General features: G+C 49.8%; 7 protein-coding genes. All 7 read right to left on the reverse strand.

The annotated features are described in order from the left end of the window. A partial coding sequence (locus tag MR847_RS03325; protein ID WP_287722937.1) for a glycoside hydrolase family 9 protein occupies positions 1-1,724 on the reverse strand: 1,724 nt, incomplete at its 3' end. A gap of 86 nt (positions 1,725-1,810) precedes the next feature. Then, positions 1,811-2,725 (reverse strand): metallophosphoesterase, encoded by a 915-nt coding sequence (locus MR847_RS03330; protein ID WP_287722938.1) that lies wholly within the window; start codon positions 2,723-2,725, stop codon positions 1,811-1,813. Next, positions 2,722-3,558 (reverse strand): NAD(+) diphosphatase, encoded by an 837-nt coding sequence (nudC, locus tag MR847_RS03335; protein WP_287722939.1) that lies wholly within the window; start codon positions 3,556-3,558, stop codon positions 2,722-2,724. Before nudC ends, MR847_RS03330 begins: the two co-directional genes overlap by 4 nt. Continuing rightward, positions 3,555-4,625: a hemolysin family protein gene (locus tag MR847_RS03340; protein WP_287722940.1), complete on the reverse strand. Its 1,071-nt coding sequence runs from the start codon at positions 4,623-4,625 to the stop codon at positions 3,555-3,557. The genes nudC and MR847_RS03340 overlap by 4 nt, the downstream gene beginning before the upstream one ends. 2 nt (positions 4,626-4,627) lie before the next feature. Continuing rightward, positions 4,628-5,680, reverse strand: coding sequence for a glycosyltransferase family protein (locus tag MR847_RS03345; RefSeq protein WP_287722941.1), 1,053 nt, complete (start codon positions 5,678-5,680; stop codon positions 4,628-4,630). A 6-nt stretch (positions 5,681-5,686) separates the two neighbouring features. Further along, positions 5,687-9,502 carry a DNA polymerase III subunit alpha gene (gene dnaE / locus MR847_RS03350; RefSeq protein WP_287722942.1) on the reverse strand — a complete coding sequence of 1,272 codons (3,816 nt, stop codon included), beginning with the start codon at positions 9,500-9,502 and terminating at the stop codon, positions 5,687-5,689. Between the two features lie 98 nt (positions 9,503-9,600). Further along, on the reverse strand, positions 9,601-11,493 hold the full coding sequence (locus MR847_RS03355) for a hypothetical protein (protein WP_100425683.1): 1,893 nt from the start codon (positions 11,491-11,493) through the stop codon (positions 9,601-9,603). Positions 11,494-11,520 lie beyond the last annotated feature (27 nt).

Consider the following 11,520-nt stretch of genomic DNA (forward strand, 5'->3'; position numbering starts at 1 on the left):
TTCTGCCAAGATTCCGAAAGATCAAAGCCGACGGAACCGACACCGTCCGAGTCCCAGGCGATTCCCGAACCATCCGTATTTTTTCCAGTAATCCCGTTTGCGATGCCACCGTCGAGGGTTGCGTCATAGCTAGACTGCCCATTATATACACTCGGATTTTTTAGACCCTTGCCTTCCATCATACAGACCGCATACGGATTCTTTCCCAAGATCCAGTCCAGCTGATCGGTCGCATATTTATCCGATTCGAAATTGACATCGTTCAAAACTTTTGCCGCGTAAGCGACCGCAGCGGAAAGGCTTGCGATACGCGCATCTTCACCCTGCCACCAGTATCCGCTTTCGTTGTCATGCGGAATAAAGAATCCGTCCTTAATCGTGCCACCGGTCTTGTAAGTTTGACGCGCATAGCCAAAGGGGTTGTCTACCTGGTTCGTCACCTTCAGCAGCCAATCATAATGCTTTTTTACCGCATCCAGAGCCGTTTTCAAATTCAAATTTTTTTCTGAAGAAGCTTCCACTTCGGCATAGCGAATCAACGCAATTAAAGGCAGTCCAGCATCGCTTGCGTGCCAGAACGGACGGGTCTTCGCGTCGTCACTCCAAAAATAACCGTTGTCGCTCAAACGGTCCATCAAATGCTTTGCACGTGCACGCGCCGCAGTCAAATAAGAATCCTCGTTTGTCGCCGTAAAAAGTTCCGTTGCAGCCAGGAGTGCCGTATAGTCGTCGATGATATTTTCCGCCCCATCGTCACAATAGGCGCAGCTTCCATCCATCGTCTGCTTGGACTGCAAATGTTCAAACGCGCGAACAGCCCCTGCCAAATACTGCGCACGGGTAGAATCGCCATCCTTCGCAAGCGTCGAAGCCTTGGCAAGAGCGGCGATCGCCATGCCACCGCCTTCGCGGAATGCTGTCTGGTAGTCGGCGCTCTTGATTCCGCTCGAACCGCTGAACGCACAGATTTCACGCGTTGCCGAAGAACTTCCCCACCCATCAAAAACGGTCATGTAGAAATAGCCTTCACCACTCAACATGCGAAGCAAAAAGTCCGCACCGTAAACGGCTTCTGTCTCCGGGTCCGTCTTTGCCACAGAAGACACCGCCGAAAGGAAAGTCGGAATGTGTTTCGCCGTAAACGCAAGAGCCCAAACCGAAAGCGGAATCTGCTGCGGATTCAAATAGTTCGCATAGGAAAGGTGCGAAAGATATTTGCTCACGTCACCGCTCGCATCATACCAACCGCCCTGCACATTGCGCTTTTCAGAGGAACCATAAATGCCGATAGAAGCATCCAAATTGAAAATATACGGCGTATCGGCACGGTCTTCATAAAAATAGTCGAGGACCGTGGAAAGCGTATTTGTTGCAAGTGCATATTCGGAAACTGTAAAAGCTCCCGAAACGGAACCGTCTGCAAGCTGAATCGTATAGGTTCCCGCTTCGAGCGAGGATCCGAGATCGATCGTGTAAAAGCTTCCACTCGAAAGCCAGCTATCGGGATTCGCGCCTACCGAAAGCGTTCCTGTCGAAACCGCAATACCGTCTTTCAAAAGCGAAAAAGCGGTCCCCGAAAGATCGGTCGTATTTTTGACAATGACCGTCACCGGTTTGCCCACATCATAACCGACCTGATTGTAGTAAAAAGTCGCTGCAGCATTTGCAGCTGTCACAAGCCCAAAAGAGGCTAAAGAAAAAGATGTAAAGATCCGTCTTTTCATTTTCATACCCTTAATTTATACACAACTTCCATTTCGGCCAAACAATTTTGATGAATTCCACCCCCCAAAAGACTCATTCTTCTTTTTTAGACGTAAAAAAAGTTCTTTTCGCTTAAATGAGTTTCCCCGTTAAAGCGATAGGCAGCCAAAACGCCCGTTCCTTTATACGATGCGATGCTGTAATCCAGACAGCAGACATTGGAGCGGAAAAGAGTCGGCTTGCCTTCGAGCCAGTAATGTCCGAAAAAGTCCGGGCGTTCCGTTTCGCGGTAAAAGTCGCGAGCCTGGACTTCGGCGGAAAGCGGTTGCGGCGGAATCTTTACGCCCGGCTGGAACGAAAGATCTTGCAATGTTTTTCCCTTGGGATCCATCCACCATTTGATGCGGGCGCGGGTGCGAAGTACTTCTTCGCTGTCGCGGTAAGTCGCTCCGTTTTCCAGTTCCACTTCTGGACCTTGGACCGTGTCCATTACGGCACGGCGAATCTTTTTGTTGGCGAGGATGCGGAAAAGATTTTCCCGATTGCTGATGATTTCTAGGCCTTCCCTGCGCAATGTCTGAATGTTTTCCATGTCAAAACAGGCATGCTGAGCGCGGAAGTTTTCCGTTTCGATAAAAAGCGGAAGCGAGAGGAACCAGTCGAGATGATCAAAGAATTCCGGCTGATAATGCTGGAAGGAAGCCATCGTTTTCGAATGGATCAAGATCTTGTTAATCGTGTGTTCGCGGAGGTAGCCGCCGTTTGGATCTTTTTGCCAAAAGTAGAGTGCGTTCAGTTCGTGGTTGCCGAGAATCGCTTGCGCAGTCCCCGCTTCGACCATTTTGCGGACAATGCGAACAGCCCCACGGGCGTCCGGGCCGCGGTCGATGTAATCCCCGAGGAAGATGGCCGTATTCGTCGGATGGCAGTAAGTTCCGTTCACCACGGAATAGCCGAGCTTTTTCAGCAGAGCTTCTAACCGTTCCCGATGGCCGTGGATGTCGCCGATGAAATCGATCAAAGAGTTCCCGCCTTGAAACGCTGAATCATTTCTCCAGAAATGCTCAAGCGGCCCGTATATTCGCCGATGTCTTCACGGTTCACCCACTTCGCATATTCCAGTTCCGATTCCTGCACGGTAATTTCAGGAGAACCGTCGAGTTCCGCCGAAAATCCTGCGATGAGAGAATTGGAGAACGGCCAAGGTTCACTGCCGATGTAGCGAATGTTCTTGACCGCCACGCCGGTTTCTTCCTTGACTTCACGACGCACAGCCTGTTCTAAAGATTCTCCCATGTCCACAAAGCCCGAAATCAAGTACGGTTTGCGGTCCGGATTGTTCAAGTTGTGCGCCATCAAAAGTTTATTTTCCCATGTGACCGAAACGATCACTACAGGGCATATTTTTCCGTAAACGGTATTGCCGCAATTCTTGCAGACAAAGGCGCGCTCATCAGCCTTGCGCTGCATCGGCGTTCCGCAGTGACCGCAAAAACGGTTGGACTGTTCCCAACGCGAAATGTGGGAACCGACCGCACCGCCAAAGGCGATCGGCATGTTCGGCATCGTACGGAAAAAGCGATCCTTTACCAGTTCAAAGTCCGAGGCATTCGGGGCAAAGTTTTCATCACAAGAGAAAAACGCTTCATTGTCAACCGAAAACAGATAGTGCAAATTTTCAGAAGCCTTCGGGTTGACCGTCTGCACATCCAAAACCGTCGGCAGTTCAAACGAATCCGCATTCTTTTTCAAAAGGACCAGATTCCTTTCCGTATAAATCACATAATCCGAAGTTTTCGGCAACTGCACACGGAATTCGTTGTGCATCACACGCGGTGCGATTTCGTACATCATACGCGACGACCTTCCCTTTTATGCTCTCTCACAAAAGCCAAGGCACGGCTTTTACGGCGAGCGTGTTCCTGCAAATCGACGGCAACATCAAATTCATCCACAATTTCACGGCCGAGGATTTCTTCCAAAACGTCTTCCAGCGAAGCGAGGCCCGCAATCGAGCCGTACTCATCCACAACCGCGACAATGTGACCGCGCTGCTTTAAGAAGCGGATTAAAAGTTTATCCAAAGTCAAACTGTCGGGAATAAACTGGATCGGACGCATCAAGTTTTTAATCGGAACGTCGCGTTTGCCTTCAGCGACCAAATTGTAAACATCTCGCCGCATAATCAGGCCGAGCCATTTTTCTTTATCTTCCGGATCGTAAACCGGAATACGGGAAAAAGGCCAGTTCGGCATCTTATCGAGTTCTTCACCGATCGTGCTGTTCTGTGGCAGTGCAAACACTACCTGACGCGGAGTCATCACCTTGCGCACCGGAACCGACTTTGAAGCGAGAATGTTCTTAATCACAACCGCCTGCTGACCATCGATGATTTCATCGCGAAGGCCCAAATTCACCAAGCTGTTGATGTCTTCCACACTGACTTCGGGCTCTTCATTTTTGCCCTTGGTCCAGTGCTTAGTAATCGCCATGCAAAGTTTAATCAGCCCCGTGTACGTGAGGAAAATCGTGATGTAATACATCGGCACAGCGCACATCGGCCCGACCTTTCGAGCCTGCTTCACCCCAATCGTCTTCGGCGTAATTTCACCAAAAAGCAAAATGCAAACGGAGAGAACTATCGGGAAAACGAGTTGTCCAAAAGTTCCAAAATGCGCAATCGCAAGCGAAGTGGCCAGCGAAACGCCGAGCGTATTCGCCACCGTGTTGAAAATCAAAACCGAAGCGATATAACGATCGATATTCGTTTTGACATGTTCAATGTAACGCGCTGTAAAAGCGCCTTTCTTTTTAAGACCATCGATAGACGACGCAGGAAAGCTGTAAAACGCCGCTTCCGTGAACGAGCAGAACGCGGAACAGCCCAAGCAGAATATAATGGCGATTAATGTAAACAACATGCTTAGAAAAATATGAATTTTTCAACAGCGCAAAAAACTTTTGTCGCCTGCGCATCGACATTTGAAAATACACTTTGGACATATTCCGGAATGGAAGCCTCTTTTTGTAACCGATCCGCTTGAATGTTCGGAAGCGTTAAATGCTTAGTCTTTAAGAAAAGCTTTCCCATGCAGAACGTGAGAGGTTCGATTCGAGAAGCTGCCACGCAGGGCGTTTTGGCAAGGAACGCTTCCATCATCGCAGAGCCCGGTCCACTGACAACGCACTTTGCCGACCGCAGAAGGGAGAACCTTTCTTCTGCGGATTGCGGGGAAATCTGCACGCGGAATTTCCCGCAGAATTTCCCTTCCAAGAATCGGAACAGTTCGGTTCGAGAAGCGACAAAGACGACATTTTGACCTTTGGAAGTTAATTTATCTGCTAACCGGCGATAAAGTTCCAAGTTACGCTTCGCCTGCGAAAGGCGGCTGCCCGGAAAAAGGAGTATCGGAGCCGTAGCGCTGTCTTTTGCGGTTAAAGAAAAATTTTTTTCTGCAAAAGAATTTCTTTTTTGCAAAAGCGGATGCGGAATTTTTTGAACGTGCAGGCCGAACTTTTGGTACGCTTCGATTTCGATATCGTACAGCGCCCGCAATTCCACGAGCCTTTTGGCTTCTGGTGAAAGGAAGGCTTGGACGCGTTTGGGTTTCCACGCCCAAATCTGCGGAGGCTCTACGTAGATGACGCGCTTTTCCATTTGAAGCGCAAGCTGCATGAGTTTTAAGTTAAAGCCTGGATAGTCCACGGCGACGAGCCCGTGGCAGTTTTCATTCTGCAAAGCCCGCCTTAATATTTTGAAGTTTTTCGCAAGCCGATGGGAATGTAAAAGGACATCCCCGAATCCATTCACCGGTAAATCGTCAAAAGGCACAAGCGGTAAAAGGCCTGCACCTTCCATCCGCCTTCCGCCCGCCCCGAGTGCGTCAAAGCCTTTCTCCAGGATTTCCTGGACTAAGGATTCGCCGAGGACATCTCCGGAATCTTCGCCTGCGCAAAAAAGCCAGTACGGGCGCATGAAAGTTTAAGCCTTGACCTTTGCCGAGACCCAAACGTTCGAAGGTCCAAATTCCGTTTGCAGCCATTCGAAGAAGTCCGGCGTATAGGCAATTTTTGCCACCTGAGCGCGGAGCGTGTGAATATGTCCCGAAACCGTTTCCACGTGGAAAACCATTTCTGCCGCATGTTCACCCGGAAGCGCCTGAGCCATATCCATACGGTCCAAAATCTGTGTCATCTTTTCATCGACGAGTTCCATCGAAGAAACGTTTACATGAATAAAGTTCACAAGGCGCGTGCGCACTTCATCGATGGAGAAAGCTTTGTCCACAATAATCTGCAACGCAGAAGGATCCTGATTTTGCGGGCAAAGTTTACCCTTCACAATTACACGGTCATCTTCGCCAAAGTGATCGCGGCAACGTTCCCAAGAATCCGGCGGGAAGAAAATCGCGATTTCGCCTTGGAAGTCTTGCAAAGTTCCCGAGCCCATCGTCTTCGTCTCGTCCTTTTTACTTTGGAACGAGCGGAGCTTTGTAATGATACCGCCGACGCAGACGATCGATTTCGGATTCGCTTCCACGATTTCATTCAGTTCGCTTTCTGCAAGACTATTCGTGGTAAAGCCTCGAAGTTCCGGGCGGCATTCATCCAGAGGATGGGCGGAAAGGTAAAGTCCAAGGACATCGCGTTCCTTGTTCAAAAGCTCCATGAGGCCCCATGGCTGAGCGTCTTCGTAAGTTTCGTCCATGTGAGCTTCTTCGAGAGCAGCGCCGCCGAACATATCAAAAAGCGAGGTTTGGCCCGCATCCTGTTCCTTGCGGTGACGGTTCGCGACTTCAAGAGCTTTTTCGACGCTCGCAAGGAGCGTGGGGCGGTTCGGCACAGTCGGAGACATTTTGTCAAAGGCGCCTGCCATGATCAAACTTTCAAGAGTTTTACGGTTGAGAGGTGGGCGCTTTTCGGGCTGAGCTGCCTGGTAATCGGCGACGCGTTTGCAAAGGTCAAAGAGTGTCGTGTACGGACCGTGCGCTTCACGTTCGGCGACCACGTCTTCAATAACTGGGAGACCGACGTTACGAATACCGGCGAGACCGTAAACGACCTTGCCTTCGGCATTTGCCGAGAACACGCCGAGAGACGAGTTGATATCGGGCGGGAGCACTTCGATATTCATGCGACGACATTCCTGCACAATCGTCACAATATCTTCGGTCTTGCCCATTTTGGATGTCATGGACGCTGCCATGTATTCCGGGCCAAAGTGCGTTTTCAAGTAAGCGGTCTGGTAAGCCACATACGCGTAAGCGGCAGCGTGACTCTTGTTGAATGCGTATCCGCAGAACGGAAGCACCGCATTCCAGACCTTCTGAATCATAGCCTTGTCATAGCCATTATCCAAGCACTTCTGGAAGAATTCCGGTTCGAGCTTCGCCATCTTTTCCGGCATCTTCTTGGCCATGATACGACGGATGTTATCTGCGCCGCCCAAGGAATATCCGCCAAGAATCTGGGCGAGCTGCATCACCTGTTCCTGATAAACAATCACGCCGTACGTTTCACCCAGAACCTGTTCCAAGTCCTTGTGGTAGCAGTCGATTTCTTCCTTGCCGAGCTTACGGGCAATAAAGTGCGGAATCTGATCAATCGGACCCGGACGGTACAGAGCGTTCATAGCGATCAAGTCGCTGATGCGGGACGGTTTGAGTTCACGCAGGTACTTTTGCATACCCGGAGATTCAAACTGGAACACCGCTGTCGTCATGCCCTTACTCAAAAGTTCAAAGGTTTCCTTATCGTCGGTCGGCACCTTGTCCATGTCGATGTCCACGCCACGCGTTTTTTTGGCGAGGTTTACCGTATCCTGAATGATGGATAAGTTGATAAGGCCCAAGAAGTCCATTTTCAACAGGCCGATCGTTTCGGAATAGTGCTTGTCGTACATCACGACCGGCGTATCCAGCGGAGCGGCACGGTAGAGAGGAGCGAGATTGTAAATCGGCGTCGGCGTAATCACCACACCGCAAGCGTGCACACCGGTCTGGCGCGGAAGATCCTCCAAGCGCTTTGCAATGTCCCAAAGTTCCTTATACGATTCTCGACTGTTGATGAAAGACTGAAGCGGGGCCGGATCATAATCCGGAGCGACAGGGGCACCCTTTTTGGTTTTGCCCGTCCACGCGTCGTTCAAGCTAAAGTTCAAAACGCGTTGCGGGAAAAGCTTAATGATCGCATCGGCTTCACGGTGGTCAATGCTCAGCACACGGGCGACGTCTTTAATCACCGCCTTGGACTTGAGCATACCATAAGTAATAATCTGACCCACGCAATCCGCGCCATATTTACGCGTCACATAATCAATTACCCGGCCACGGTCACGGTCCGCAATATCCGTATCGATATCCGGCATGGACACGCGTTCCGGGTTCAGGAATCGTTCGAAAAGAAGACCAAACTTGAGCGGATCGATGTTCGTAATACCGATGATGTACGTTACAATGGAACCTGCTGCAGAACCACGTCCCGGCCCTACCGGAATTCCGTGTTCACGGGACCAGTTGATGAAATCCCACACAATCAGCAGGTAACCTGCGACGTTCATGTTTCGAATACAGTTCAATTCCTTGTAAATACGATCGCTGACTTCCGAATCGTGACTCGGGTACTGCGTATTCTCATTAGGGAATCGCCAGTGCAAACGTTCGCGCGTCAAATGGATCAAGTAAGCATCCGCGTCGCCACCGTGGCGACTCGTTTTATTGTGCTCCATGATCTTTTCCACGGCATCCTTGTCTTCATCCGTGAGCGTTTCGATTGTTTTGTCTTTATTCTTTTTGCAGAATTCCTTCGCCGCTTTTTCAAAGGCTTCCGGGTAACCCTTGTTGTATTCGTCTTCCATGACCCGGTAGATTTCTTTGCATTCTTCGGATTCGAGGAATTCTTTCGGAATTTCGTAACGCGGCCAGAAGTCATCACCGATGCCCGTTTTGACTTCAAAGACGCAACGGTCCGCAATCTTGACCGTATTGTCAATCGCTTCCGGATGGTCGGGGAAAAGTTCTCGCATTTCCGCTTCGGCGCGGTAGTAGAACTGATTCGTCGGAAAACGCTTGTCGTTAAATTCTTTGAACTTTTCAACGAGCGAAATGCAACGGAGAGCCTTGTGAGCGTCGGCGTCTTCCCGCTTAATGTAGTGCACGTCGCCGACCGCGACGAGTTCGCGGTTCAATTCCTTCGCGAGTGCAACGGTAAACAGGTTGAGCGTTTTTTGAGCGGAAATTCCGTTATCGCAAATCGAAAGATACAGATGATCGTGGTCAAAAATTTTATCGAGGGTTTCGATGTAAGTTTTTGCCTGTGCATCACGGCCTGCGGTCACATTGATGCCGTAGCGGCTCGCATAATCGCCCGCAATCGCAATAATGCCTTCCTTGTGTTCCTCGACGATTTCGAGTGGAACGGAAGGAATCTGTTCCCAACGTTTGGATTCCTCGTAACGGTAGCTGACAATACGGAGAAGGTTATAATAGCCCTGTTCGTTTTCGACCAAAAGGGTCAAGCGTTCATAGTCGCCCGGTTCCTTAAAGTTTGCACCCGGAGTATCCACGTAGATGTGGCAGCCGAGAACCGTCTTGATCGGCGGAAGACCCTTTTCCTTACGCTTTTTATTGAGAGCTTTGCCACGTTCCTGAAATTCCAAAATTCCAAACATCGTCCCATGATCCGTCAGGGCGACTGCAGGAGCGTTATCGGCAGCAGCGGCGTCAAAAATATCGTCCAAACGTGCAGCCGCCTGCAAAATGGAAAATTCGGAATGTAATTGAAGATGGACAAAACTCATACTGGGGAATTTAAAAAATTCTGCTGGAAAGACAGCCAAAAAGAAAAAGCGCGACCGCTGTCACGCTCTTTTCATTTTCTGCTCAGATTAGCGAAATTTCAGTCTTTCGCCATGCGAAGTTCTGTAATCGATTCGAGAGGAAGTTCAAGCGATTTTCCGCTCGGTTCGAGCGTGATTTTCGCCACAAACGGCACCTTCGAAAAATGCAAAGCTTCGACCTTAAAACGGATCTCCGGCGGAAGCTTCGGGAGCTTCATGTTCTTATCGAGCGGCTTCTGCGAAAGACGGGCTTCGATTGAGCCGTTCGTGGAACGGGCGTAGCGCAACACCTTGAAAAGATCCACCATGGCGAACTTTTGGAAATCGCCACCGTACTTGGTCGTGCCCAGCGCTGCCGAAACCGTAGAGCCGTCCGTTTCCGGTTTGAAAGCGGAATCCGGTGTTCCTTCCGGAGTCCAACGCAACCAGAAAGCCTTGTTCCAATCGGTATTGTGAAACTGTTCCACCGGCGCTTCATTCACTGGGTTAGCCGGTTCCAAACCGTAGTGCTTCAAAAGTTCACGGATCTTCGGTTCGCATTCCTGCTTGATCAAAAAACCGTAACCCGGAATCGCTTCGTTCACCATTTCCATGAACTGCGGGAATACGGTGAGAGCTTCACGCACTTCCCCATTGTCGATCTTTAACAACCGAACCGAGCTGAACGAAGAATCGTAATAGCAAGAAGACCATTCTCGCATCGCTTCTTGAACGTTAGGAGGAGCGCTGATCCAGCCTTCAAAGCTTTCCGTCGTTTCACGGCTAAATCCGGTTTTAAGACCATTCAAAAACGTGTCGCGGGAAATCGAAAAACGCAGATAAGGTTCATCGTTCTGCACATCGGCAAGGCACGCCGACATAAAGAGAACGCGCGGAGCGCTCTTGACCGAAATGATCATTTCAAAGTTCGGAAGCGTTGAAATCTGCGCACCGAGCATTGGAGCCGCCGTTGCCGAAAGCCAATCCTTGGCCCAGTCGCTCAAGCGGATTGCAGTAATCGCACCTGCATTCGCCGAGAATTCCACCATGCCCATGAGCCAAAGTTCCGCAAGCGGCTTCGGCATCGAAGACCAGTAAATTTCATTCGTCGTAAGCGTCAAACGGAATGTCGGATCGAGAGTCCAAAGAATGCGCTGAGCATTCACCGCCGATGCGTTACGCTTGATCGAGAACAATACATGCTTAAAAAACTCGTCTTCGCCGTGAAAGCGCCGCTTGATCCACCATTCCAGAATTTCATTCTTCAGGCGGAAACCGTTGTGCTTCAAAAATTCGAACGCTTCATCGGTCACGAGAAGGTCCATACCGCGCTGTTCAATCCAATTATGGGACGAAAGAAATTCAAGAAGGAGCGTACATTCTTCACGCACGGCATCCGGAGAAAGCTGCCTTGAATACTTAAAGGATTCTTCGCAGATCTGCATCGAACGACGGTGCAAATTACCCGTGCCGTTCATCTTCATCTTTCCGAGACGCGCAAAAGAGAGCATCTGGCAAAGGTGCCAAACCAGCATATCTTCGTAGCTGAAGAAGCGGGCCTTTTCATCTACCGGATTTTCCGGAGAAAGAAGGATGCCCTTCAAAAAGTCGTCAAAACCAAAATAGACGTAAGTATTCTTTTCGGTGCGGGAACGCCAAATATAAAGGTTCTTGGCACAATCGAGAAGGAATGTCTCCAGTTCTTCACGCTTGTTAGCAGGTGCCACCAAGCGAAGTTCATTCATTTCCAAACCACGATTTTCACTATGGTAAATCAAGAACAAGCAAAGTTTTTTCCACGGTTCCAAAGACGTATAGAACGTTTCGAACCGAGCGGTATCGGTAAAGAACGTGTTCGTTTCCGAAAGAATTTTAGCGTTGTTCAGCAAGCCTTTAGAACAGAACGCCTTCGCATGCAGCTCTTTCAGCTGAGATTTGGGCATTTCGTTTAAAAAATCTTTAACAGCGAGCATAAGTTCTCCAACAAGCAGAGGCCAAAG

Source organism: Hallerella sp. (assembly GCF_022776125.1).
Taxonomy (GTDB): domain Bacteria; phylum Fibrobacterota; class Fibrobacteria; order Fibrobacterales; family Fibrobacteraceae; genus Hallerella; species Hallerella succinigenes.

Bases quoted from the DNA above. Each gene is read 5' to 3' on its own strand.
- MR847_RS03345 (WP_287722941.1), bottom strand. From the start codon at position 5,680: ATGCGCCCGTACTGGCTTTTTTGCGCAGGCGAAGATTCCGGAGATGTC.
- MR847_RS03355 (WP_100425683.1), bottom strand. From the start codon at position 11,493: ATGCTCGCTGTTAAAGATTTTTTAAACGAAATGCCCAAATCTCAGCTG.
- MR847_RS03340 (WP_287722940.1), bottom strand. From the start codon at position 4,625: ATGTTGTTTACATTAATCGCCATTATATTCTGCTTGGGCTGTTCCGCG.
- dnaE (WP_287722942.1), bottom strand. From the start codon at position 9,502: ATGAGTTTTGTCCATCTTCAATTACATTCCGAATTTTCCATTTTGCAG.
- nudC (WP_287722939.1), bottom strand. From the start codon at position 3,558: ATGATGTACGAAATCGCACCGCGTGTGATGCACAACGAATTCCGTGTG.